Origin of the sequence: Streptomyces solitudinis, from assembly GCF_036323765.1 — a bacterium.
Classification (GTDB): domain Bacteria; phylum Actinomycetota; class Actinomycetes; order Streptomycetales; family Streptomycetaceae; genus Streptomyces.
Genome location: NZ_JAZDCW010000001.1, coordinates 124,174 through 147,729 on the forward strand (window position 1 = coordinate 124,174; position 23,556 = coordinate 147,729).

General features: G+C 73.5%; 22 protein-coding genes and 3 pseudogenes. 16 read left to right on the forward strand and 9 right to left on the reverse strand.

The genetic code is table 11. From position 1 onward, the window contains the following. Nucleotides 1-9: 9 nt before the first annotated feature. Nucleotides 10-846, forward strand: a complete 837-nt coding sequence (locus tag V1J52_RS00455) for a hypothetical protein (RefSeq protein WP_330137483.1) — start codon at nt 10-12, stop codon at nt 844-846. On the opposite strand, the gene V1J52_RS00460 is transcribed toward V1J52_RS00455, so the two are convergent. After that, a complete protein-coding gene (locus V1J52_RS00460) occupies nt 804-1,253 on the reverse strand; it encodes a DUF3093 domain-containing protein (protein WP_330137484.1) in 450 nt (149 codons plus the stop codon). The two genes, V1J52_RS00455 and V1J52_RS00460, sit on opposite strands and share 43 nt — an antisense overlap. Nucleotides 1,254-1,334: 81 nt before the next feature. Here V1J52_RS00460 and V1J52_RS00465 point away from each other — a divergent pair, with 81 nt between their 5' ends. The 7 genes from V1J52_RS00465 to V1J52_RS00495 all read left to right on the forward strand — a co-directional run bounded on the left by V1J52_RS00465 (nt 1,335) and on the right by V1J52_RS00495 (nt 8,002). Further along, nucleotides 1,335-1,919: a PaaI family thioesterase gene (locus V1J52_RS00465; RefSeq protein WP_330137485.1), complete on the forward strand. Its 585-nt coding sequence runs from the start codon at nt 1,335-1,337 to the stop codon at nt 1,917-1,919. Next, entirely contained in the window at nt 1,916-2,422 is a 507-nt protein-coding gene (gene dut / locus V1J52_RS00470) for a dUTP diphosphatase (RefSeq protein ID WP_330137486.1), read from the forward strand. Before V1J52_RS00465 ends, dut begins: the two co-directional genes overlap by 4 nt. Nucleotide 2,423: 1 nt before the next feature. Next, nucleotides 2,424-3,218, forward strand: a complete 795-nt coding sequence (locus tag V1J52_RS00475) for a DUF3710 domain-containing protein (RefSeq protein ID WP_330137487.1) — start codon at nt 2,424-2,426, stop codon at nt 3,216-3,218. Nucleotides 3,219-3,303: 85 nt separating this feature from the next. Further along, a complete protein-coding gene (locus V1J52_RS00480; protein ID WP_330137488.1) occupies nt 3,304-5,868 on the forward strand; it encodes an ATP-binding protein in 2,565 nt (854 codons plus the stop codon). Between the two features lie 11 nt (nt 5,869-5,879). Next, the gene (locus tag V1J52_RS00485) at nt 5,880-6,566 is read left to right on the forward strand and encodes a response regulator (protein WP_330137489.1); all 687 of its coding nucleotides are present in this window, start codon (nt 5,880-5,882) and stop codon (nt 6,564-6,566) included. A 72-nt stretch (nt 6,567-6,638) separates the two neighbouring features. Continuing rightward, on the forward strand, nt 6,639-7,046 hold the full coding sequence (locus V1J52_RS00490) for an OB-fold nucleic acid binding domain-containing protein (protein ID WP_330137490.1): 408 nt from the start codon (nt 6,639-6,641) through the stop codon (nt 7,044-7,046). After that, nucleotides 7,043-8,002: a DUF3159 domain-containing protein gene (locus V1J52_RS00495; RefSeq protein WP_443075669.1), complete on the forward strand. Its 960-nt coding sequence runs from the start codon at nt 7,043-7,045 to the stop codon at nt 8,000-8,002. Before V1J52_RS00490 ends, V1J52_RS00495 begins: the two co-directional genes overlap by 4 nt. Nucleotides 8,003-8,117: 115 nt before the next feature. Here V1J52_RS00495 and V1J52_RS00500 read toward each other — a convergent pair whose 3' ends face one another. From V1J52_RS00500 to V1J52_RS00510, 3 genes are read right to left on the reverse strand one after another with little or no spacing between them, the layout of a single operon-like run. Further along, nucleotides 8,118-8,801, reverse strand: a complete 684-nt coding sequence (locus tag V1J52_RS00500; protein ID WP_330137491.1) for a potassium channel family protein — start codon at nt 8,799-8,801, stop codon at nt 8,118-8,120. Beyond that, entirely contained in the window at nt 8,798-9,475 is a 678-nt protein-coding gene (locus V1J52_RS00505) for a potassium channel family protein (RefSeq protein WP_330137492.1), read from the reverse strand. The genes V1J52_RS00500 and V1J52_RS00505 overlap by 4 nt, the downstream gene beginning before the upstream one ends. Nucleotides 9,476-9,531: 56 nt before the next feature. Further along, nucleotides 9,532-11,757, reverse strand: a complete 2,226-nt coding sequence (locus V1J52_RS00510; protein WP_330137493.1) for an MMPL family transporter — start codon at nt 11,755-11,757, stop codon at nt 9,532-9,534. 143 nt (nt 11,758-11,900) lie between these two features. Here V1J52_RS00510 and V1J52_RS00515 point away from each other — a divergent pair, with 143 nt between their 5' ends. Both V1J52_RS00515 and V1J52_RS00520 read left to right on the forward strand, forming a co-directional pair. Beyond that, the gene (locus V1J52_RS00515; protein WP_330138077.1) at nt 11,901-12,332 is read left to right on the forward strand and encodes a MarR family winged helix-turn-helix transcriptional regulator; all 432 of its coding nucleotides are present in this window, start codon (nt 11,901-11,903) and stop codon (nt 12,330-12,332) included. Between the two features lie 141 nt (nt 12,333-12,473). Continuing rightward, entirely contained in the window at nt 12,474-13,853 is a 1,380-nt protein-coding gene (locus tag V1J52_RS00520) for a class I SAM-dependent RNA methyltransferase (protein ID WP_330137494.1), read from the forward strand. A 309-nt stretch (nt 13,854-14,162) separates the two neighbouring features. On the opposite strand, the gene V1J52_RS00525 is transcribed toward V1J52_RS00520, so the two are convergent. Next, nucleotides 14,163-14,930, reverse strand: a complete 768-nt coding sequence (locus V1J52_RS00525; RefSeq protein WP_330137495.1) for a calcium-binding protein — start codon at nt 14,928-14,930, stop codon at nt 14,163-14,165. Between the two features lie 345 nt (nt 14,931-15,275). Between V1J52_RS00525 and V1J52_RS00530 the strand changes: the two genes are divergently transcribed. The 3 genes from V1J52_RS00530 to V1J52_RS00540 all read left to right on the forward strand — a co-directional run bounded on the left by V1J52_RS00530 (nt 15,276) and on the right by V1J52_RS00540 (nt 16,643). Continuing rightward, entirely contained in the window at nt 15,276-15,950 is a 675-nt protein-coding gene (locus V1J52_RS00530; protein ID WP_503676887.1) for a lytic polysaccharide monooxygenase auxiliary activity family 9 protein, read from the forward strand. Between the two features lie 216 nt (nt 15,951-16,166). After that, a complete protein-coding gene (locus V1J52_RS00535) occupies nt 16,167-16,472 on the forward strand; it encodes an alkyl sulfatase dimerization domain-containing protein (RefSeq protein WP_330137496.1) in 306 nt (101 codons plus the stop codon). A gap of 45 nt (nt 16,473-16,517) precedes the next feature. Continuing rightward, nucleotides 16,518-16,643 carry a hypothetical protein gene (locus tag V1J52_RS00540; protein WP_330137497.1) on the forward strand — a complete coding sequence of 42 codons (126 nt, stop codon included), beginning with the start codon at nt 16,518-16,520 and terminating at the stop codon, nt 16,641-16,643. A 96-nt stretch (nt 16,644-16,739) separates the two neighbouring features. Here the strand turns inward: V1J52_RS00540 and V1J52_RS00545 are convergent, their stop codons facing one another. The 3 genes and pseudogenes from V1J52_RS00545 to V1J52_RS26070 all read right to left on the reverse strand — a co-directional run. Continuing rightward, on the reverse strand, nt 16,740-18,164 hold the full coding sequence (locus V1J52_RS00545; protein WP_330138079.1) for a cellulose binding domain-containing protein: 1,425 nt from the start codon (nt 18,162-18,164) through the stop codon (nt 16,740-16,742). 5 nt (nt 18,165-18,169) lie between these two features. Further along, nucleotides 18,170-19,691, reverse strand: a pseudogene (locus V1J52_RS00555) (beta-N-acetylhexosaminidase). A gap of 9 nt (nt 19,692-19,700) precedes the next feature. Then, nucleotides 19,701-19,850 (reverse strand): annotated as a pseudogene (locus tag V1J52_RS26070) (carbohydrate ABC transporter permease); the annotation flags it as partial. 69 nt (nt 19,851-19,919) lie between these two features. Between V1J52_RS26070 and V1J52_RS26075 the strand changes: the two are divergent. After that, nucleotides 19,920-20,285 carry a hypothetical protein gene (locus V1J52_RS26075; protein WP_443075670.1) on the forward strand — a complete coding sequence of 122 codons (366 nt, stop codon included), beginning with the start codon at nt 19,920-19,922 and terminating at the stop codon, nt 20,283-20,285. A 315-nt stretch (nt 20,286-20,600) separates the two neighbouring features. On the opposite strand, the pseudogene V1J52_RS00565 reads toward V1J52_RS26075, so the two are convergent. Beyond that, a pseudogene (locus V1J52_RS00565) lies at nt 20,601-21,179 on the reverse strand (extracellular solute-binding protein); the annotation flags it as partial. Nucleotides 21,180-21,399: 220 nt separating this feature from the next. Between V1J52_RS00565 and V1J52_RS00570 the strand changes: the two are divergent. Beyond that, nucleotides 21,400-22,227 (forward strand): GntR family transcriptional regulator, encoded by an 828-nt coding sequence (locus V1J52_RS00570; protein ID WP_330137498.1) that lies wholly within the window; start codon nt 21,400-21,402, stop codon nt 22,225-22,227. 233 nt (nt 22,228-22,460) lie between these two features. Next, nucleotides 22,461-23,486, forward strand: coding sequence for an anthranilate phosphoribosyltransferase (gene trpD, locus V1J52_RS00575; protein WP_330137499.1), 1,026 nt, complete (start codon nt 22,461-22,463; stop codon nt 23,484-23,486). Nucleotides 23,487-23,556: the final 70 nt, after the last annotated feature.

The window sequence follows — 23,556 nt, forward strand, 5'->3', positions numbered from 1 at the left end:
GCCCGCGCTGTGACCGGCGAGGAAGCACGTGACGCCGAGCGGGGCCCGCACGGCGGGGACGACCGCGACGACCGCGGGGGTGAGGTCTCGCCCGTGCCGGCGGACGAGCCCGCGACGACCGGCCGCCGCGGGCTGCTGCGGAGGCCCGGACGCGGGCCGGGCCGCAAGGAGCGCGCGGCGGCACGGGCGGAGCAGGACGGCGGCCGGGTCAGAGCCTTCGCGGGCGCCGTCGCCGACCGGCTGATCGCCACGGCGCCGCGCATCCCCGTCCGTTCCCTGGCCACCCTGCGCGCCCAGTTCCCCGGTCAGGGCCCCGAGGAGATCGCCGACCGGCTGATCTCGGCCGCCGCGAAGGGGTCGGCCACCGTCGGCGCCGGAGTCGGGGCGGCGGCCATGCTGCCGGTGCCCCCGGCGATGCCCGCCGAGCTGACCGCGGAGGTCGTCGGGGTGGCCTCCGTCGAGCTGAAGCTCATCGCGGAACTGCACGAGGTCTACGGGCTGCGTCCGCCGGGCAACGCCCGCCAGCGCGGCCTCGCCTACCTCCAGGCGTGGACGCACGAACGCGGCATCGACCCGGTCGCCCCCACCACGCTCAACGCCGCCCTCGGCGTGCAGCTCCGCCGCGAGCTGCGCCAGCGGCTGCTCAAGCGCACCCTGCGCAACCTCCCCAACCTCACCCCGCTCATGATCGGGGCCGTGGTGGGCGCGGTGATGAACCGGCGCGACACCACCCGGCTCGCCGGACGCGTCCGCGACGACCTGCGCGGGCGCCAGGTGCCCTGGTCCCGGCTCCCGCCCGGCGATCAGCCGGCCCTGGACGCCGACAGCACCGACACCAGCCGCTGAGGCCGCCGGGTGGACACGTAGACGTACGGCGTCGGGTCCTGCGGGTCGGTCACCTCGATTCGTACGGCCGTCGGCACGTACGCGCGCAGCACCATGAACGCCCGCGGGTCCGCCTTGTGCGTCCGCCAGGCCCGCGCCTCCTCCGCGTCCAGCACCCACGCCTCGCCCAGCGCCTCCAGCGGGATGCGGGCGCTGCCCGCCACCAGGGAACCGGCCACGACGCGGACGCGCAGCGAGCCGTACGCGCTCAGCCCCGCCCCCGCGAGCGCGCTGCCGGCCACCAGCGCCGCCAGCATCGGCAGCGGGCCCAGCGGCAGCAGCACCAGGCCCAGCGTGAGCCCGGACAGCGTGGGCAGCGTCAGCCACCAGGAACGCGGCGCGGTCAGTCGTTCGTCGTACGGCTGCATACCCCTTAGCTTGGCACGCGGCGTCCCGCGGGCGGACAGCGCCCGTGTCGCGCGGGCCGGGCGGCGGTAGGGTCTGCTGACGTGACTGCTCCAAGAACCTCGCTGACGCCGCCCGGGGACGCCGCCGCGCCCGTACGGCACCCCGAAGCGCCCGCGCCGGGCGAGCCGCTCGGCTCCCACTACGACCAGTGCTTCGGCTGCGGAGCCGGCCAGCCGCACGGGCTGCACCTGGACGCGCGTGCGGGCGAGGACGTCAGCGTCACCGCCGAGTTCACCGTCAAGCCCGAGCACCAGGGTGCCCCCGGTCTCGCCCACGGCGGAGTCCTCGCCGCGGCGCTGGACGAGACGCTGGGCGCCCTGAACTGGCTCATGCACACCATCTCGGTCACCGGGCGGCTGGAGACGGACTTCCGCCTGCCCGTCCCCGTCGGCTCCGTCCTGCACCTGGAGGCCCGGGTGACCGCCGTGCACGGACGCAAGATCTACTGCACCGCCAGCGGCCGCGTCGGCGGCCCGGAAGGGCCGGTCGCGGTGCGCGCCGACGGCCTGTTCATCGAGGTGAAGGTCGAGCACTTCATCGACAACGGCCGTCCCGAGGAGATCCAGGCCGCCATCAACGACCCCGACCAGGTCCGCCGCGCCCGCGCCTTCGAGGTGAACCCGTGAGCGCGCCCCGGCCGCCGGTGGACGTCCTGCTGTGCCGCCTGGACCCGGACGTGCCCGTGCCCGCCCCGGCCCACCCCGGCGACGCGGGCGCCGACCTCGTCACCACCGTGGCGTGCGAGCTGGCGCCCGGGGACCGGGCGGTGCTGCCCACGGGGGTTTCCCTGGCCCTCCCGGACGGGTACGCGGCCTTCGTGCACCCGCGCTCCGGTCTCGCGGCCCGTTGCGGGATCGCCCTCGTGAACGCCCCCGGAACCGTGGATGCCGGGTACCGTGGGGAGATCAAGGTGATCGTGGTCAATCTGGACCCGCGCGAGCCCGTCCGGTTCGAGCGTTTCGACCGCATTGCCCAACTCGTCGTCCAGCAGGTCGAGAAGGTGCGGTTCCACGAAGTGGCGGAGCTGCCGGGGTCGGTACGGTCCACCGCGGGCTTCGGCTCGACGGGCGGATTCACCACCAACGTTGCGGTCGGCGGCGCGGAGGCCGCCGACCTGAAGGGACAGTGACGTGTTCGGACGTCGCAAGCGCACCGAGAAGCCGGAGAAGCTCCCGGCCGAGAACGAGACGGCCGGCGCCGACGAGTCGGCAGCCGATGCCGCGGACGCCGACGGCGCCCAGGAGGAGGGGAAGGGCTCCGCGTCCCGCGTGAAGCTGCCGCCCGCCCCGCGCCCCGACGGGCCCTGGGACGTCTCGGAGGTCGGCAGGCCCGCGGAGGGCCGCGTCGACCTGGGCGGCCTCTTCGTGCCCGGCGTCGAGGGCATGGAGCTGCGCGTGGAGGTCGCCGGTGACGCCATCGTCGCCGCGACCGTGGTCCTGCGGGACAGCGCGATCCAGCTCCAGGGCTTCGCCGCGCCCAAGCGCGAAGGCATCTGGGACGAGATCCGTGAGGAGATCGCCGGCGGCATCACGAAGCAGGGCGGCGTCATCGACGAGATCGAGGGGCCGCTCGGCTGGGAGCTGCGCGCGCAGGTGCCCGTCCAGCTCCCCGACGGCAAGAACGGCGTGCAGGTCGTGCGCTTCGTCGGCGTCGACGGGCCGCGCTGGTTCCTGCGCGGCGTGATCTCCGGCCAGGGCGCGGTGCAGCCGCAGGCGGCCGGCCTGCTGGAGCAGATCTTCAAGGACACCGTCATCGTCCGCGGCGACTCCCCGATGGCGCCGCGCGACCCGATCGTCCTCAAGCTCCCGCAGGACGCGCAGATGGTGCCCGACGGGGTGCAGCAGGACAACGCCGAGCAGGGCTCCCGCTTCGCCGGCGGCATCGACAAGCTGGCCCGCGGCCCGGAGACGACCGAGGTCCGCTGACGCGGCAGGCCCCGGCCCCGGCCGGGGCCGCGCCCGGCCCGCGCCCCCCGGCGGGCGGCGCGGGGCGCTTGGCCACAATGGGGGCATGGCTCGACGCGGCACACTGCGGATCTACCTGGGCGCGGCCCCCGGGGTGGGGAAGACGTACGCCATGCTCGCCGAGGCGCACCGCCGCCGCGAGCGCGGCACCGACGTGGTCGCCGGGCTCGTCGAGCACCACGGCAGGCCGCGGACGGCCGCACTCCTGCGCGGCCTGGAGACCGTCCCCGCGCTGCGGTGGACCGGGCCGGACACCACGTCCGAGGAGATGGACGTCGCGGCGGTCATCGCCCGCGCCCCGAAGGTGGCCGTCGTGGACGACCTGGCCCACACCAACGCCCCCGGCTCCCGCAACGCCAAGCGCCGTCAGGACGTCGACGAGCTGCTGGAGGCCGGGATCGACGTGATCTCGACCGTCAACATCCAGCACCTGGAGTCACTCGGTGACGTCGTGGAGACGATCACCGGCGTCCGCGAGCGGGAGACGGTCCCCGACCACGTCGTGCGGCGGGCCGACCAGATCGAGCTGGTCGACATGTCGCCCCAGGCCCTGCGCCGCCGCATGGCGCACGGCAACATCCACAGCCCCGACAAGGTCGACGCGGCACTGTCCAACTACTTCCGCCCCGGCAACCTCACGGCGCTGCGCGAACTCGCCCTGCTGTGGACGGCCGACCGGGTCGACGAGTACCTCCAGCAGTACCGCACCGAACACTCCATCCGCTCCACCTGGCAGGCCAGGGAACGCATCGTCGTCGGCCTCACCGGCGGCCCCGAGGGCCGCACCCTGATCCGGCGCGCGGCACGCGTGGCCGCCAAGGGTTCCGGCAGCGAACTGCTCGCCGTCCACATCGCCTGCCCCGGCGGCGGCCTGACCCGGGCCCCGCACCGCGAGCTGGCCGAGCAGCGCACGCTCGTGGAGGACCTGGGCGGCACCTTCCACCACGTCATCGGCGAGGACACCGCCGCGGCGCTGCTCGACTTCGCCCACGGCGTCAACGCCACGCAGATCGTCCTCGGCTCCAGCCGCCGCAAGACCTGGCAGTACGTGCTGGGCCCCGGCGTGGGCGCCACCGTCGCCCGCGACTCGGGCTCCGACCTCGACGTCCACATCGTCACCCACGACGAGGTGGCCAAGGGGCGCGGCCTGCCCGCCGCGCGCGGCGCCAAGCTCACCACCTCCCGCACGGTCGCCGGGTGGATCATCGCGCTGGCCGCGCCCTGGCTGCTCACCGCCGCGCTGTCCGGCATCCCGGTGGACGCCGGGTTCACCAACACCGTGCTGTTCTTCCTCACCCTCACCGTCGCCGCCGGACTGGCCGGGGGCCTGCTCCCCGCGCTCGCCTCGGCCGTCGTCTGCTCCGGCCTGCTGAACTACCACTTCGCCGAGCCGGAAGGGGCCTGGACGGTGACGGACCCCGAGAACGCCGTCTCCATCGTCATCTTCCTGCTGGTGGCGATGGCGGTCGCCTCCGTCGTGGACCTGGCCGCCCGCCGCACCCAGCAGGCGGCCCGGCTGCGCGCCGAGTCGGAGATACTCTCCGTCCTCGCCGGCAGCGTCCTGCGCGGCGACGACTCGCTGGACGCCCTGCTGGACCGCGTCCGCGAGACGTTCGGCATGGAGGCCGCGGCGCTGCTGGAGCGGCAGGAGGACCGCGGGCCGTGGCGGCCGGCCGCGTCCAGCGGCGTGCCCCGCGACGGACGGCCGCTGCTGCGCCCGGAGGACGGCGAGGTGGACATGCCCGTCGGCGACCACCGGATGCTCGTGCTCGCCGGACGCGTCCTGCCCGCCGCGGACCGCAGGGTACTGGCCGCCTTCGCCGCGCAGGCCGTCGGCGTCCTGGACCGGCAGCGCCTGGTCGGCGAGGCCGAGCAGGCCCGTGAGCTGGCCGAGGGCAACCGCATCCGCACCGCGCTGCTGGCCGCCGTCAGCCACGACCTGCGCACGCCGCTGGCCGCCATCAAGGCCGCCGTCACCTCCCTGCGCTCGGACGACGTGGCCTGGTCCGCCGAGGACGAGGCGGACCTGCTCGCCGCGATCGAGCACGGCGCTGACCGGCTCGATCACCTGGTGGGCAACCTGCTGGACATGTCCCGGCTCAAGACGGGCACCCTCACCCCGCTCATCCGCCCGACCGACCTCGACGAGGTGGTGCCGCGCGCCCTCAGCGGCGTCCCCGAGGGCAGTGTGTCCCTCGACGTGCCCGAGACGCTGCCCGTCGTCGCCGTCGACCCGGGGCTGCTGGAGCGGACGGTCGCCAACCTCGTGGAGAACGCCGTGAAGTACAGCCCGCCGGGACGCCCCGTCGCGGTCTCCGCGAGCGCGCTCAACGAACGGGTCGAGGTGCGGGTCACCGACCGGGGTCCCGGGGTGCCGGACGGCGCCAAGGAGCGCATCTTCGAACCGTTCCAGCGCCACGGGGACGCCCCGCGCGGCGCGGGAGTCGGACTCGGGCTCGCCGTCGCCCGCGGCTTCGCGGAGGCGATGGGCGGGACGCTGGAGGCGGAGGACACCCCGGGCGGCGGCCTGACGATGGTGCTCACCCTGCGCGCGGCCCGCGGCACGGGCGGTGCCCCGGACCCGCGCACGCCGGCCCGGCTCACCACCTGAAGGGGGAAACCATGCACCGTGTGCTCGTGGTCGACGACGAGCCGCAGCTCGTCCGCGCCCTGGTGATCAGCCTCAAGGCGCGCGGCTACGAGGTGGACGCCGCGCCCGACGGCTCAACCGCGCTGCGGCTGGCCGCCGAACGGCGTCCCGACGTGATCATCCTGGACCTCGGGCTGCCCGACATGGACGGCTCGGAGGTCATCCGGCGCGTCCGCGGCTGGAGCCGGGTCCCGATCCTCGTGCTGTCGGCCCGCCACACCTCCGACGAGAAGGTCGGCGTGCTGGACGCGGGCGCCGACGACTACGTCACCAAGCCCTTCGGCATGGACGAGCTGCTGGCCCGGCTGCGCGCGGCCGTCCGCCGCGCCGAACCGGCCGGGCCGGACGGCCGCGGGGACGGGCCGGTGCGGACGGGGTCCTTCACCGTCGACTTCGCGGCCAAGAAGGTGCAGCGCGACGGCCGGGACGTCCGCCTGACCCCGACCGAGTGGCACCTGCTGGAGGTGCTGGTGCGCCACCCGGGGCGGCTGGTCGGGCAGAAACAGCTCCTGAAGGAGGTGTGGGGACCGGCCTACGAGAAGGAGACCAACTACCTGCGGGTCTACATGGCCCAGATACGCCGCAAGCTGGAGGCCGACCCCTCCCGCCCCCGGCACTTCGTGACGGAACCGGGGATGGGCTACCGCTTCGAACCCTGAGCGGCCGGGCACCCGCGGTGACCTCGTGCACAGCCCGTCAGGATGGGGCGCGGGCGCGGGTACGCTGGCCGCATGAGCGGTGGAGACGACTCCGACAAGCGCCAAAGCGGTCGGATACGACGCTTCCTCGGCCGGTTCTCGGCCACCGGGGAGGCCGCGCCTCCCGTACGCGTCCAGGAGGACACCGCCGTGCGCGGCTGCACCAGGATCTGCGACTGCGGCGACCGGCAGGTCGTCAAGGTGACCGGAACGCTGCGTACCGTTACACTCCGGGCCCGTGCCGGAGTGCCCGCGCTGGAGGCGGAGCTGTTCGACGGCTCCGACTCGCTGGACGTGGTCTGGCTGGGCCGCCGCGCCATCGGGGGCGTCGAGCCGGGCCGTAACCTGATCGTGTCGGGCCGGATCGCGATGAACCGCGGCCGCCGGGTGCTGTTCAACCCCAAGTACGAACTGCGACCCTGGGACAGGAGTAGCGGGTGACCTCAGTGGACAAGCCCACGAGCGAGCAGGCGGCAGCTGGAGACGACCCCGGCCGGCCGCGGGCCGGGGCGCCGGGAGCTGAGGGGCCCGCGTCGCCGGTGGCGGACCAGGACGTCACCAAGGCGGCCTTCCTGGAGGCGTTCGGCGGCGCCCGCGGCATGGTGGAGACCACCGTGCCCGGTCTCGTCTTCGTCCTCAGCTACACCGTCAACCGCGACCTCCAGATCTCGGCCGTCGCGGCCCTCGTGCTCTCCGGACTGCTCGCCGTCGCCCGGATCGTCCGCAAGGACACCCTCAAGCACGCCTTCAGCGGGGTGTTCGGCGTCGGGATCGGCGCCGTCTTCGCCCTGATGTCCGGGGAGGCGAAGAACTTCTACCTGCCCGGCATGCTGTACACCCTGGGCCTGGCCGTCGCCTACCTCGTCACCTCGCTGGCGGGCGTGCCCCTCCTGGGGCTGATCCTCGGCCCGGTCTTCCGCGAGAACCTGTCGTGGCGCACCCGCAACCCGGGGCGCAAGCGGGCCTACACGAAGGCCAGCTACGCCTGGGGCTTCGTGCTGCTGGCCAAGTCCTGCATCACCTTCCCGATCTACTTCTGGGGGGACGCGACCCAGCTCGGCTGGCTGCGGGTCGCGCTCGGCATCCCGCCGTTCCTGCTCTGCGTCTACCTGACCTGGGTCTTCCTCGTGAAGGCGCCACCGCCGATCGACGTCATCGCCGAGATGGAGGCCGAGGAGGAACGGCAGAGGCGCGAGGCCGCCGGGCCGGAGACTCCCGGGGACGGGGCCGCGGAACGCGCGGCCGGAGACGAGGCCGCCGGGAGTGAGGCCGCCGGGGGCGGCAGGCTGGAGGCGGTGGCCGAGGAGCTGACGGCCGACCTCGCCGACCGCATCGCGCACGCCGCCGAGGACCGCGACGCCCTGCCCCGCGAACCCGGGCCCCAGCAGCCCCGCTGAGGCCGTGGCCCCCGCGCCGACGCCGCAGCCTGAGCCGCCCCGGCCGCCTTCCACGGCGGCCGGGGCGGCGTCGTCCTGCGGGGGCGGTGCGGGCTGGGGCGCGGCCCGAGGGGCGTCAGCCCTCGTCCTCCACGCCTTCACGGCGCACCGACAGCAGCTCCTCCAGCTGCTCCTCGCGGGCGGGTGCGGCCACGAACAGCAGCTCGTCGCCCGCCTCCAGCAGCACCTCGGGCCCCGGCGTGAGGACCCGGGTGCCGCGGATGATCGTGACCAGCGTCGTGTCCTGCGGCCAGTCGACGTCACCGACGTGGGTGCCCGCGAGCGCCGCCTCCGGCGGCAGCGTCAACTCCACGAGGTTCGCGTCACCCTGGCTGAAGCGCAGCAGCCGGACGAGGTCGCCGACGCTCACCGCCTCCTCGACGAGCGCCGACATCAGGCGCGGCGTGGACACGGCCACGTCCACGCCCCACGCCTCGTTGAACAGCCACTCGTTCTTCGGGTTGTTCACCCGGGCGACGACCCTCGGCACCCCGTACTCCGTCTTGCTGAGGAGGGAGACGACGAGGTTGACCTTGTCGTCACCGGTCGCGGCGATCACCACGTTGCAGCGCTGCAACGCGGCCTCGTCCAGCGCGGAGATCTCGCAGGCGTCCGCGAGCAGCCACTCGGCGAGCGGCACCCGCTCCACGGCGATCGCGGTGGGCGCCTTGTCGATGAGCAGCACCTCGTGCCCGTTCTCCAGCAGCTCACCCGCGATCGAGCGGCCGACCGCCCCCGCTCCGGCAATGGCGACCCTCACCGCTGCGACTCCCCCGCCTTGCCCGGCCCGCGGTCGAAGACCGCCTCCACCTCGCCGACCTCGGTGCTGCGCATCATGACGTGTACGAGATCACCCTCCTGGAGCACCGTGCCCGCGTCGGGCAGCATCGCCTCGCCCAGGCGCGTGATGAACGCGACGCGCACGCCCGACTCCTGCTGGAGCCGGTGCACCGGCTGCCCGAACCAGGCGGGGGAGACGTGCACCTCGGCGAGCTGCACCCCGCCGGTGGGGTCCAGCCACAGCGGCTCGGCCCCCGACGGCAGCAGCCGGCGCAGCATCTGGTCGGCGGTCCAGCGGACGGTGGCGACGGTCGGGATGCCCAGGCGCTGGTAGACCTCGGCGCGGCGCGGGTCGTAGATGCGGGCGGCGACGTTCTGCACGCCGAACATCTCGCGCGCCACCCGGGCCGCGATGATGTTGGAGTTGTCGCCGCTGCTCACGGCGGCGAACGCCCCGGCCTCCTCGACGCCGGCCTCGCGCAGGGTGTCCTGGTCGAAGCCGACGCCGGTCACCCGGCGCCCGCCGAAACCGGAACCGAGCCGCCGGAAGGCGGTCGGGTCCCGGTCGATCACGGCGACCGTGTGACCCTGGTCCTCAAGAGTTCGGGAGAGTGCCGCGCCGACCCGGCCGCACCCCATGATGACGATGTGCATGAGGCCGCTACCCCGCACCTTCCCCTGCTGCGATCACCTGGGTAGACACCGTAACGCTACCCGGCCCGGCCCGCTCCGCCGCCACCCAGGTCGCGCCGGGTGCTTCCGTGCCCGTGCCGCGCGTGCCCGTGCCGCAGCGCGCTCGGCCACCACACGCGCGGCCCGATGTCGCGCACCAGGGCCGGCACGAGGAGGGAGCGCACGACGAGGGTGTCCAGGAGCACGCCGAAGGCGACGATGAAGGCGATCTGCACCAGGAACGCCAGCGGGATCACGACCAGCGCGGCGAAGGTGGCCGCGAGCACCACGCCCGCCGAGGTGATCACCCCGCCGGTCGCCGTCAGCCCCCGGAGCACCCCGGCGCGGGTGCCGTGCGTGAGGGTCTCCTCACGCACCCGGGTCATGAGGAAGATGTTGTAGTCCACCCCGAGCGCGACCAGGAACACGAACCCGTACAGCGGCACCGAGGCGTCGGTGCCGCTGAAGCCGAGCAGGTGCTCGAAGACGAGTGCGGCCACCCCGAGCGTCGCGGCGAAGTTCAGCGCCACCGTCACCACGAGGATCAGCGGCATCACGACCGAGCGCAGCAGCCCGATGAGGATCACCAGGATGATGGCGAGGACGACCGGGGCGATGAGGTTGCGGTCCCGCTCGGCGGTCCGCTGGGTGTCGTACTGCTGGGCCGTGTACCCCCCGACCAGGGCGTCGGCGCCCGGGACCGCGTGCACGGCCTCGCGCAGCCGCTGCACCGTCCGCTTGGCGGCGTCGCTGTCGGCCGCGTCCGCGAGGGTCGCGTCGACGCGGACCCGCCCGTCGGCGACCAGCGGTTCGCCCCCGCCCGGCCGGCCCGACGCCGTGAGCGGCGCGGCCTGCACCACGCCCTCGGTGCCCGCGGCGGCCTCGGTGACCTCCCGCACCTGCCCGGCGTCCGCCACGATCACCGCCGGGTTGCCCGACCCGCCGGGGAAGTGCTCGCTCAGCGCCTCCTGAGCGCTGACGGACGGCGCGTCGTTCACGAAGATCTCCTTCAGCGGCACGCCCTGGGCCGAGAGCATCGGCGCGAAGGCCGCGCAGGCGACGAGCGCCGCCAGGGAGACCGCCCACACCCGGCGCGGCGAGCGGTCCACCAGGGCGGCCACCCGGCCCCACAGCCCGCCGCCGGACACCGCCGTCCCGGACCCCTCCGCGTCCCCCGCCGCGTCCCCGTCCGCACGGCCCGCCCCCGCCGTCTCCGCCGCTGTCTCCGCGGCCGGGCGTGGCGCGGTGGGCCAGTACGCGGCCCGGCCCAGCAGCGCGAGCGCGGCGGGCAGGAACGTCGTGACGCTCACGACGGCGCAGACGATGCCGATCGCCCCGACGGGGCCGAGCGCCCGGTTGTTGGTCAGGTCGCTCAGCAGCAGGGCCAGCAGGCCGAGCGCCACCGTCGCGGCGCTGGCCACGATCGCGCCTGCCGAGCGGCGCAGCGCGGCCCGCACCGCGGCGAACCGGTCGGCTCCGGGGCGGGTCAGCTCCTCGCGGAACCGGGCCGTCAGCAGCAGCGCGTAGTCGGTGGCGGCGCCGATGACCAGGATGAACAGGATCCCCTGCACCTGCCCGTCCACCCGGACCACGTCCCGTTCGGCCAGCGCGTACACCACGGCGCAGGCCAGCCCCAGCGCGAACACGGAGCCCAGGATGACGATGAACGGCAGGAAGACGCTGCGGTAGACCAGCAGCAGGATGACCAGCACCACGCTGAGCGCCACGCCCAGCAGCAGCCCGTCGATACCGGCGAACGCCTCGCCCAGGTCGGCCTGCGTGGCGGCGGGCCCGCCGACGAACACCTCCGTGCCCGGCACCTGCTCGGCCGCCGCGCGGATGTCCTCCAGGGGGCCCGCGGCCTCCTCGCCGAGCGTGTCCAGCGAGGGGTCCACCGGCACCACGCCCTGCAACGCCTCCCCGTCCCGCGAGGGCAGCGCGGGGGAGACCTCACCGGCCGCCCACGGCGCGTCCCGCAGGGCGGCCAGCGCACCGGTCGCCGCCTCCCGCTGGGCGCCGGTGACCTGGCCGTCCCCGGCGACCCAGACCACGATCGCGGGCACCGACTCACCGGTGTCGAACGCGTCCACGGCCTCGCTGACCCGCGTCGACTCCGCGCTCTGCGGCAGGAAGGACGACTGGTCGTTGGTCGAGACCTCCCCGAGCTTCCCCGCGTACGGCCCGAAGGCGCCACCCACCCCCAGCCACACGACCAGCAGGAGGGCGGGAACGAGCCACCTCAGGCGGCGCGGCACGGCTGTCATGGAACTCTCGTCTCGGTCGGTCCGGCGGTTGTGATTCACCTGTGAAGAATCTCAATCATCAAACCATGTATATCGTGGGAGGCGTGCGTGAGACGGAACCCCGGGGGACCAGCGCCCCGAACGACGACGACGTCGCAGCCGACCTGCGGGTCTTCGCGGTACTGCTGCGCCGCGTGAACAGCGAGTTCAACCGCATCGCGCACGACTTCGCCCAGGCCAACGGGCTGCACCCCACCGACGTACAGGCGCTGATCGCCATCCTGGACGCCCCCGACGGCCAGCCGGCCACCCCCGGACTGCTGCGCGAACGCCTCCGGCTCACCTCCGGAGCCGTCACCGCCTGCCTGGACCGGCTCGAACGCGCCGGGCACGTCCGCCGCGTCCGGGACGCCGGCGACCGGCGCGTGGTGCACCTGCGCTACGCCGGGCGCGGCCGGGACGTCGCCCGGGAGTACTTCTGCCCCCTCGCCCGCGGCACCGAGGCCGCCCTGCGCCGCTTCGACCCGGCCGACCGGGACGCCGCCGCCCGCTTCCTGGCCGCCCTGAACGAGGAACTGGACGCCCGGCACGCCTGACGCCGTCCCGGCCCGGCCGTCCGTCCCGTCCGGCCCGGCCCTGCCCCGTCCCGGACGGACGGCAGCACGCGCCGGGGGCAGTAGACTGGACGGCTGCCGTCCCCCCGTCCCGAAGCACCGTCCCGCCTGGAGCCGCACGCCATGTCCACCGCAGCAGACCACGGGACGAACCCCGCACCGCAGCCCGCCCCGCCCGAGGAACTGACCGGCCACGAGTACGAGGTCGAGGTCGGCCCCGTCGCGCACGGCGGCCACTGCGTCGCCCGCAACGACGAGGGACGGGTGCTCTTCGTCCGGCACGCCCTGCCCGGCGAACGCGTCGTGGCCCGCGTCACCGAGGGGCACGCCGACTCCCGCTTCCTGCGCGCCGACGCCGTCCGCGTCATCGAGGCGTCCAAGGACCGCGTCGAGGCGCCCTGCCCGTTCTCCGGCCCCGGCCGCTGCGGCGGCTGCGACTGGCAGCACGCCAAGCCCGGCGCCCAGCGCCGCCTCAAGGCCGAGGTGATCACCGAGCAGCTCGCCCACCTCGCCGGACTCTCCCCCGAGGACGTGCGCTGGGACGGCACCGTCGAGCCCGCGCCCGGCGACAAGGTCCCGGCCGGCGAGGTGCCCGCCTGGCGCACCCGGGTCCAGTACGCCGTGGACGCCGAGGGACGGGCCGGATTCCGCCGCCACCGCTCGCACGAGGTCGAACCCGTGGACCACTGCCTCATCGCCGCCGAGGGCGTCAGCGAACTCGGCGTCGCACAGCGCGTCTGGCCCCAGACGGCCTCCGTCGAGGCCATCGCCGCCACCGGCTCCGGCGACCGGCAGGTCATCCTCACCCCCGCCCCGGGTGGCCGGCTGCCGCTCGTCGAGCTGGACCGGCCCGTCTCCGTCCTGCGCGCCGAGGAGGCCCGCGGCAAGGGCGGCACCCGCACCATCCACCGGGTCCACGGCCGTCCCTTCGTCCGCGAACGCGCCGAGGAGCGCACCTGGCGGGTCAGTGGCGGCGGCTTCTGGCAGGTACACCCGCAGGCCGCCGAACTGCTGGTGGACGCCGTCATGCGCGGGCTGACCCCGCGCAAGGGCGAGATGGCCCTCGACCTGTACTGCGGCGTCGGCCTGTTCGCCGGAGCCCTCGCCGAACGCGTGGGCGAGCAGGGCGCCGTGCTCGGCATCGAGTCCGGCAAGCGCGCCGTCGAGGACGCCCGGCACAACCTCGCCGACCTGGACCGGGTGCGCATCGAACACGGCCGAGTGGACCGCGTCCTGCCCCGCACCGGCATCACCGAGGCCGACATCGTCGTCCTGGACCCGCCCCGCTCCGGCGCGGGCAAGGAGACCGTCCGCCTCCTCGCCGGCCTCGGCCCGCGCCGCATCGCCTACGTCGCCTGTGACCCGGCCGCCCTCGCCCGCGACCTCAAGTACTTCGCCGACGCGGGCTACGCCCCCCGCTTCCTCCGCGCCTTCGACCTCTTCCCGATGACCCACCACGTGGAGTGCCTGGCGATCCTGGAGCCTGCTGAGAAGGCCGCCTGACCTGAGGATTTGCGGCACCCTTGATGGGCCCGGCCTGTTTTCGTCCCCGCGGTACGTCGGTCCGCGCACACCGGCCACGGAGTGCGCGTTTCTGACGCTCGGATCCTCGGCGGATCGTGGGGCGAAGTCGCGGTGGCCGGCGCGAGGCAGGGCCGGCCGCCGCGGGGTCACCTCGTGTCGCGCGGAGACCCGCCGTCTGCGGCGTTCGCGGTGTGACGCGGCTCGGGGGGCGGATCGCCGGCGGTGGCGGCCCGGTGCCCGCGACGCTGTTCGCGCCGCGGGCCGGGGTCTTCGAGCACGAAGGCGCGCTTACGGGAGGACGATGTCGCGGCCGGGTCCGCCTTCGAGGGTGTCCTTTCCGGTGCCACCGCAAACGAGGTCGTTGCCGCCTTCGCCGTCCAGCGTGTCGTTGCCGGGGCCGCCGAAGATGATGTCGCGGCCGTCCCCGCCCATGACGTGGTCGTCGCCGGGGCCGGCGTGCACGGTGTCGTCACCGCCGTAGCCCTCGATCATGTCGTCGCCCCGGCCGCCCCACATCCGCTGGTTGCCGTTGTCACCCATCAGGTGGTCCATGCCGTCGCCGCCGTGCAGGGCCGCGGGTCCCATGACCATGTCGTTCCCCGCGCCGCCCAGCACCCTGCGTGCGGTGTGGGCGTGCAGTTCGTCGTCGCCGGGGCCGCCGCTGACGGTACCGATCCCGGGGGTGAAGGCGGCGATCGTGTCGTCGCCGTCGCCGAGGAAGACGTCGATCCTGTCGGGCCGGGGGCTGTCGGCGGGCAGTTCGCAGACGACGGAGGTGGTGTCCTCGGGCCTGGAGTGCGCGCAGTGGTCGCCCGGTGCGACCGGGACCGCGTCGCTGAAGCCGATCCGCCGGATCCCGTCACTGGTGTACATGGTGAATATGCTGAGGTCGTTGGTCTGTCCTGTGGCGGCGGTGAAGACGATCGACTGGGTCGCCCAGTCGGCGCCGACGCGGGCCTTCGCCTCGGCGGTGGCGGCGGCCGCCGGGCCGGCGGCGAGCCCGGTGGCGAACAGGGCCACGGCGACCGCGCCGACAGTGGCTCGGTTTCGGTTCATGAGACCTCATCTCGATGGGGGGTGACGATCGACCCGCTTGGCGTGGTGCTGCCGGGGGACCGGGCGGACGGTCGTGGGGGCAGTCTCCCCTGCTTGCCCGGAGGATCGGCAAGACCCCGGAACGAACAGTTGTACGGGGAGACGGTGTTCCTCCGGATGTGACCGGTGGTTTCTGCTGGTCAGGCATGTTCAGTTGTGCTGGAGCGCGCTGAGGTTGATCTGTGTCGCTGGCGGCCTCACTGGCTGCGTCGTCATCAACTCCGTTCGTTTCATTGACATTTCGCCCAGGAGTCGTACCGTTGGGAGCGCTCCCATAGTGCTCGCGACTGAAGGAGTTCCCCCCACATGCGCACACAGAGCCCATTAACCGGGCGTTCCCGGTCGGCCCTCCGCCGGCCTCTCCAGACGCTCGTCATGCTGTTCGCCGTGGTTGTCGGCGCACTGGCCTGGTCGGCCCCCGCCCAGGCTCACGGCACGATCGTCGACCCCGCCTCCCGCGCGTACCAGTGCTGGAAGACGTGGGGCAGCAACCACATGAGCCCGGCCATGCAGACCGAAGACCCCATGTGTTACCAGGCGTTCCAGGCCAATGCCGACACCATGTGGAACTGGATGAGCGCGCTCCGCGACGGCCTCGGTGGCCAGTTCCAGGCGCGGACCCCCGACGGGGCGCTCTGCAGCAACAACCTCTCGAGGAACGCCAGCCTGAACAAGCCCGGGCAGTGGAAGACGACCAACGTCAGCAACAACTTCACGGTCCAGCTGCACGACCAGGCGTCTCACGGTGCCGACTACTTCAAGGTCTACGTGAGCAAGCAGGGCTTCAACCCCAAGACCCAGACCCTGGGCTGGGGCGACCTCGACTTCATCACGCAGACCGGCCGCTTCGCCCCGGCGCAGGACATCAGGTTCAACGTCAACACCTCCGGCTACACCGGACACCACGTCCTGTTCGTGATCTGGCAGGCCTCGCACCTCGACCAGGCCTACATGTGGTGCAGCGACGTGAACTTCCGCTGAGCCGGAGAGCGCCGCACATTGCACCGGCCGGGCGCCGGTGACCCGCCGCCCGGCCGACCGAGCCCCGTCGGGGCAGGGGACCCATGGGGTCACCCTGCCCCGACGGGGCTCCCCGCGCTCCTGGTGTGCACGCACCCGATCGCGCGCGGTCGCACGGTAACCGGCTCCCCACCGTCTCGTCGTACGACTCCGGAACTCAACGGCGGTCGCGAAACAGTGAAGCGGGCGGGCAACTCCGCCCCGTCCGGCGCGGCTACCTGTCCGTCTACGGGTGGAGCCCCGCCCACTCGTCGAGTACTACATCCCGGAGGCTACGGCTCGTACCGGCCCGCCTTCTCCGGCCACAGGGGCGTCGTCGCCCGCGACTCGTTCGCCGCCGGTGACTTCCGCTGGGTCGCGCAGGTCGTCAACCACGTCGTGTTCGCCGCGCCCGACAACGCGGAGGCACGTGCCTTACAGGCCGATGCCCTGGAGCAGCTGCTGGACTCCCTGGCCGTCCGTGTCGACGGCCCTCACAGCTGAGACGCCGATCTCACCGTCCGTTTCCGCCTGCACGGCGCGGACCCGGTGAACCCGCGCCTGCGCACCGGGGCCCTGGTCCGCATGGCCGGTCCGACGCCCGAAGTGGCCGAACCCGACGCCGACGTCGCCCTCAGCGGACCCGGCCCCGACTTCGCCGTGGTCACTCCCTGACACCTGTCACCGGACGGGCCCGGGCGGAGCGGGGCCGTTCGGGCGGCGGCGGGGGGGCGGGCGGACGCGTCGCGGCGTCCGCCCGCCGTCGGTGCGTCACTGGCTTGCGGGCACCGTGTCCTCGAAGGTCGTGCCCGCCGCCCGGTAGGCGGCGATCTTCGTGGCGACCTGGGCCGGGGTAAGGAGCTGGTCCTTGACGTGCAGCACGTAGTCGACCTTCTGGTCGTAGGCGCGCGGGGTGGTGCTGGTCTGCCCCGCGAGGTCGATGAGCCACTGGTTGAAGTTGATGGACATCGGCCGTTCGGGCAGGTACCGGGCGTCATGACGGCCGAACAGCTGGCCGTCGACGTAGTAGGTGATGCTGCTGTCGTCGATGGTGAGGACGAGGTCGTGCCAGCCGGCGTAGCTGGCGCGTACGGACGAGTGCTGGTTGACGGCCTCCCAGGGGTCGGGCCGGTAGGTCTCCCACGAGGTGGTGTAGAGGATGTTGGCGGGCTCGCCCCAGCCGCCGTTGGGCAGGTACTCGAAGTCGTACTCGGCGTAGTCGTCCGCCATCGGGGCCTTGAGGTCGTTGATGGTGAAGAAGGTCTGCACGACGCGGTCGCCGTCGGGGCCCGACTTCGGCGCGTCGGAGAACCGCACCCGGGCGGCGTAGGTCCCGTTCTTGAACTTCATGGCCCGGGTGAGGATCTCGGTGTGCTTCGTGGTCCCCGGCGTCCCGGCTGTCGAGGTCTCCAGGTTCATGATCGAGTTGGAGCCCTCCTTGGCGAACGTGACGTTCTGCGCCGCCCAGGTCGCGCCCGGCACCCCCGGTCCGCCCGCGTTGGACCGCACGCTCCAGCCGTGGGCGCCGATCGCCGGATCGGTGTGCGAGGTGTAGTTGAAGTCGTCGAAGAGCGCGGCCCCGCCGGTCGGCGGATCGGTCGGGTCCGGGCCGGGTCCCGGGTCGTTGCCCTCGGGCGCCGTCCCCCACACCGGCGTGCCGCCGACGCTGGCGGTCACCTTGGACCAGTTGCCGTACGCCGTCTGGGCGGGCCCGAAGGAGTAGTCGTCGTTCTGGTTCAGCGGCTGCCAGTTGGAGCGGTGGAAGCGCAGCTGCATGTCGCCGGTGTCCGCGCCGGGCGCGAGCGTGCCGGCGCCGGCGGTGAAGCCGATCTCCAGGTAGCGGTCGGCGGTGGCGGTCGGCCGGGCGAGGGCGCCGAAGGTACCGGTGATGTTGGCGCAGCCCCTGACGGCCCAGGAGCAGGCGAAGCTGTACGAGGAGGCACCGGCGTCGGCCTTGAAGTAGTACCGGATCTTGACCTGGGCGAGGGAGACCGGGGCGGTGCCGGTGTTGACGGCCTTGAACCAGGGTTCGGCCTGGCTGCTGCCGGTGGCGCTCTGCCGGTACTGGACGGTCAGCGGCTCGTCGGCGGCGGCAGCGGGAGTCGCCGACAGGGTGGCGCAGCCGAGACCGGCCACGATGGCGGCGGCCAGGGCCGCGCGTATCCGTGTGGTGCGCGCGTTCTTGCTCGTGCTGATGCTGGTCACCTGGTGGTCCTCTCAGAACGAAGGATCGCGGAGGGGCGGCTCGGCACTTGGAGAGCGTCGAGCCGGGTTCTGTGGTGGTGCAGCCGTGCCTGGAACCCGGGCCAGTCGCGGCCGCCGGTCCAGGCGGTGTCGGCCAGCGCGCACAGCCGGGGAAAGGCGAGGAACTCGGCGTGCGCCGCGGTGGAGACGTACTCGGTCCACAGCTGCGCCTGGGTGCCGAGCCCCCGTCCGGCGGCGGCCGCCTCCCAGTGGGCGGGTGCGGGGTTCGGTGGCGTACACGGCCCGCAGGCCGACCGTGCCGTCCGGCTGGCCGGGCGGTTCGCCGGGGTGGGCGGACTGGGGGTAGTCGAGGTACGTGGAACGGTACGGCGCCATGATCACGGGCTGGCCGCGGCGGGCCGCCGCCAGCTCGTGGTCCGCGTCGCGCCAGGCCAGGGCGGCGAAGGACCCGGGCAGGTCGCGGCCGGTCCCGGTCCAGCCCGGGGGCCGCCTGCCGCGCCCGGTCAGGAAGTTCCCGACGCGTTCCGTGAACCATCCGCGGAGCGCGTCGGGACCGTCCAGTCCCTTCTCGGCCACGCGCCGCAGGGCGGCGGGCGCGCGGTGCCATTCGGTGGTCGGGCACTCGTCGCCACCGACGTGGACGTAGGGCGAGGGGACGAGGCCCATGACCTCGTCCAGCACGGTGCGGCAGAAGCCGAGGACCTCGTCGGTGACGCCGAGGACGGTGTCGCACACCCCCCAGCCCTTCCACACCTCCAGCCGCCGCCCGGGGAAGTTGCCGAGGTGCGGGTAGGCGGCCAGGGCGGCACGCGCGTGGCCCGGCATCTCGATCTCCGGGACGACGGTGACGCCCCGGTCGGCCGCGTACGCCACCAGGTCGCGCGGTTCGTCGCGGCTGTAGGCGCCGCCGTGCGGCACGCCCGCGACCTCCGTGAGGCCGGGGTACGCCGCGACGGGCATCCGCCATCCCTGGTCGTCCGTCAGGTGCAGGTGCAGGTGCAGCACGTTGAGTTTGTGCAGGGCCAGCAGGTCGGGGAAGCGGCGCAGGAAGGAGACGGGCTGGAAGTGGCGGGCCACGTCGAGCATCGCGCCGCGCCACGCGTACCGGGGCACGTCCGTGATCTCGACGCCGGGGATGGTCCACCGCACCCCGCGTACCGGTTCCGTTCCGAGGACGGCGGCGGGCAGGAGCTGCCGCAGGGTCTGGACCCCGTGGCGGAGTCCGGCGGCGCCCGCGGCGCGGAGCAGCACCGCCTCGCCGCTGACGCTCAGGCCGTAGCCTTCGGCGCCGAGGCCGGTGAGGCCGGGTTCCGTGACGAGGACGATCCGGCCGTCCGGTGCGAGGGGCAGCGGCGAGGCGGTCGCGGGGGACAGCAGGGTGCGCAGCAGTGCGGCGGCGGGCCCGGCCCCCGGGGCGGCGCGGATCGCCGTGGTGTCGTCGAGGGTGAACGTTCCGGCGGACCGGCTGAGCTTCGAGGGGCCCGGGACGAGCCCGGGTTCTGCGGACGGTCGGAACACGGGGGTCTCCTAGCCCTTGACCGCGCCGCCGGCCAGGCCGGCGGCGACCCGGCGCTGGAGCACCAGGAAGAGGATGAGGACGGGCGGCGCGAAGAGCGTGGAGGCGGCCATGGTGGCGCCCCAGTCGGTGCCGAAGACGTTCGAGAACGAGGAGAGCCAGCCGCGCCGTCGATCCGGGCCGGTTCGAACAGCTCGGTGGGGACCGTGGTCAGCGCGGAGTGCGGCGTGATGGCGAGGAACGGCACGGCCTGCCACACGACGAGCAGCACCAGGACGGTGAAGGCCGCCGGGCCGTGCGCCAGCCAGGAGTGGTCCTGGAAGGAGTCGAACCCCAGGCGCACCAGCAGCCAGTCGACCACTCCCAGCCGGGAGGCGAACAGCCACTGGAAGACGGTGGTCGTGGCGATGACGGGACTGGCCCAGGCCAGCACGAGTCCGCTCAGCACCAGGGTCCGCATCCCCTTGCCCAGGCGCTGGAGCATCAGCGCGACGGCTGTGCCGATCGTCATGATGAGGACGACGTTGATCCCGGTCTGCCCCAGCGTGCGCCGGGTGACCTGCCAGAACTCGGCGTCGTCCAGGATCTCCCGGTAGTTCTCCAGACCGGCGAAGCCCGCGCCGCCCCGGATCAGTTCGGCCATCCCGTAGTGCTGGAGGGCGATCAGCAGGTGGCGGACGAGGGGGTGGGCGAGCAGGAAGACGATGCCGAGGACGGCGGGGGCGATGAGCAGGCAGGGCCACAGGGCGCCGGGGACGGCGCGCCGGCGTGCGGCCGGTGCGGAGGAGGTTGCCGGGGCGGGCGGGGGAGCGGGCGCCGGGGCGGGAGCTGCCGCCGTGGCGACCGGCCCGGCTGCCGTGCCGGGGCGGGCGGCGCGGCGCGTCATGCCCGCTTCCCCGGCCGGGACCCGCTCACGGGCCGAGCGTTCTGGTGATGGCGTCGGAGGCGTCCTTGGCGGCCTTGCGCCGGTCGCTTCCGGTCAGCACCGCGGTCATGTACTCCTTGACCGGGTTGGTGGCCTCGACGGCGGCCCACTGCGGGGAGCTGGGCGTCGCGCGCCCTCGCGCGGCCGCCGCGGCCATGGCGGCGGTGCCCTCGTCGTCCGCCAGGGCGTCGGCCAGCGACGTCCGGTTGGGCACGTAGCAGGTGTACCAGTTCTGACCGGGCAGGTGGATGCCCTGCGTCGTGCCCCGGTTCAGCTTCCCGGTGGTCCGCAGCCACTCGTCGCGGGTCCTGGGCGGGGCCGGGATCCCGGCCTGCGCGAAGAGGTACTTGTGGTAGATCACGACGCGGTTGGCCGCGTACCAGGGGATGCCGTACGGCCTGCCGTCGACCTTCCCCGGCTCGGCGAGGCCGGGGAGCCAGTTGCCGCCCCGCGGTTCCCCGACCTTGTCACTCAGGCCGAGGACGCCGCCGCTCTGCGCGTACTGGGCGACCTGGGTGTTCCCCACCTCGGTCACGTCGGGGGCGTCCCTGCTCGCGGGCGCGGCGGCAGGGGGGGTGAAGCGGATCATCACTGGATACACCTCGGGGGACAGTTGTCCAGTTGGTCAACTGGACAACGATGTGGCTCGAAGGTGGCATAGACCAATGTGGGCGTCAACCCCTTGGCAAACAATGGCTTTCTCCGTCGGTGGCGGAGTTTCGAGCGCCTAAACTGCCCTTTACCACCACACCAGTTGTGGGTAGTGAGGCAGAGAGGTCACAGACATGGAGAGCAGCTCCTCAGGTGCCGTACTCAAGCGGGAGCGGGTCCGGGAGTTCCTCCTCGGCCTGATCGAGGTGCGCAGCCCCGGCGACGCCATCCCCTCGGAACGCACGCTCAGCGCCGAGCTGGGCGTCTCGCGCCCGACCCTGCGCGCCGCGGTCGACGAACTCGTCGCCACCGGGCAGCTCGTCCGCGAGCACGGCCGCGGCATGTTCGTCGCCCCCGTCAAGATCACCCAGGAACTCGTCTCCGAGGACGCCGCCTTCGGCCTGCCCCGGGCCGGCGGCACCTGGTCCAGCAGGCTGCTGAGGCTGGACACCATCCGTGCGGGCGCCCGCATCGGCCGCAAGCTGCGCGTCTCCCCGGCTGCCGAGGTGGTCTACATCGCCCGGCTGCGGCTGGTCGACGGAACGCCGATCGCCATAGAGCACCTGCACATCCCCGCCGACCTGGCTCCCTTCCTCAGCCCGCAGGAGCTGGAGGCGGGAGACCTGTACGACCATCTGCGCGAGCACCACCAGGTCCACGTCGACCAGGCGGTGCAGTCCATCGAGCCGACCGTCGTCAACGAGGCGGAAGCCGGCGTGCTCGACGTGCCGGTCCTCTCGCCCGCCCTGCTGATCGAGCGGCTGACCACGGACACCGCGGGCCATCCGGTCGAGTACGTCCACTCGGTCTACCGGGGTGACCGCTACCGCATCGTCTCCCGGCTCGCCCTGGGCGTCACCGCCCCGCACTCGCGTCCCGGGAGTCACCATCCGGGCATTCCGCCGGGTGACTTCGCGCACGGGGACATCATCACGTCGTCGACGACGGGGGACGCGCGCTGACCGGCCCGGGCGGTACCTGCGAGGTGAGCCGGGTACGCCACCGCGACCTGGACCGCTCCGGAGCGGTCCGGGTGGTGTGCGTTATACCCGCGGTGGGCGTGACGGGCGATGTCTCGGCTCCGAGGCGACGCTCATCCTGGCGGAAATCAGGTGTGGTGCGGGCGGTCTTTACGGTCCAGTCGGGCGGGTGCATCATCAGCAGGCGGGGGCAGCCTGTCCGAAAGAGGTCCGTGATGCTGGCGGCGTTACGCAAGCTGTCCTCGCGCGGGGACTTGTCCGAGGACGAGGCCAGGGACGCCATGGCGAGTGTCATGCGCGGTGAGGCGTCCCCGGTACAGATCGCCGGACTTGCCATGGGGCTGGCCGGCAAGGGCGTCACCGCCCTGGAGACGGTCACCCTGGCCCGTACCGTCATGGAGTCGGCACATCCGTTCCCGGGAGGCTCGGACGTCCTGGACACTTGCGGTACCGGTGGAGACGGGCACGACACGTTCAACATCTCCTCCACCGTGGCCATCGTGACCGCGGCCTGCGGGGTGCCTGTCGCCAAGCACGGCAGTCGCAGCGTGTCCTCCCAGTGCGGCAGCGCGGACCTTCTCGAAGCTCTCGGAGTCGACATCGAGTTGACGCCGCAGGCGGCGTCCCGCTGTCTGGACCGTGTCGGTATCACATTCCTGTCGGCCACGGTGTTCCATCCCACCTTCGGCTACGCCATGGGTTCGCTGCGGGAACTGCGCACCCGCACGGTGTTCAACGTGCTGGGCCCGCTGTGCAACCCCGCGTCCGCCCGGTACCGCATCATCGGCGTATCGGACGAGGGGATGCTGCCCCTGCTCGCCGAAGCCCTTCCCCGGCTCGGTTGCCAGCATGCCCTGGCCTTCTGGTCACGAGACGGCATGGACGAGTTGAGCCTCTCCGCGCCAGCCCGGGTCGTCGAGGTGCGTGATACCTCGGCCGACCACTACGAGCTCGACCCCCGAGCGCTGGGGTTGGCTCCGGCAGCTCCCAGCGCACTCGCGGGCGGCCCGCCAGCGCGCAACGCAGCCCTGGTGCGGGAGGTGCTGGCCGGCGCGGCGGGCCCGCGCCGTGACGTGGTGCTGCTCAACGCGGCAGCGGCTCTGCGGGCGGCGGACCGGTGCGCGGAATGGCGGGACGGTGTGGAGCGGGCCGCTGCCGCCATCGACAGCGGGGCCGCCGGGGCTCTGCTCGACAGGTGGGTAGCGACGTCGCAGGCGCTGGGCCGACCGGCCCCCGGGTAGGCGTACGGGCCACTGCGCACGGCGATCGGGGCGTCGAACGCTGTGGGCCGGAGCGCGCCTCCGGTCGTCT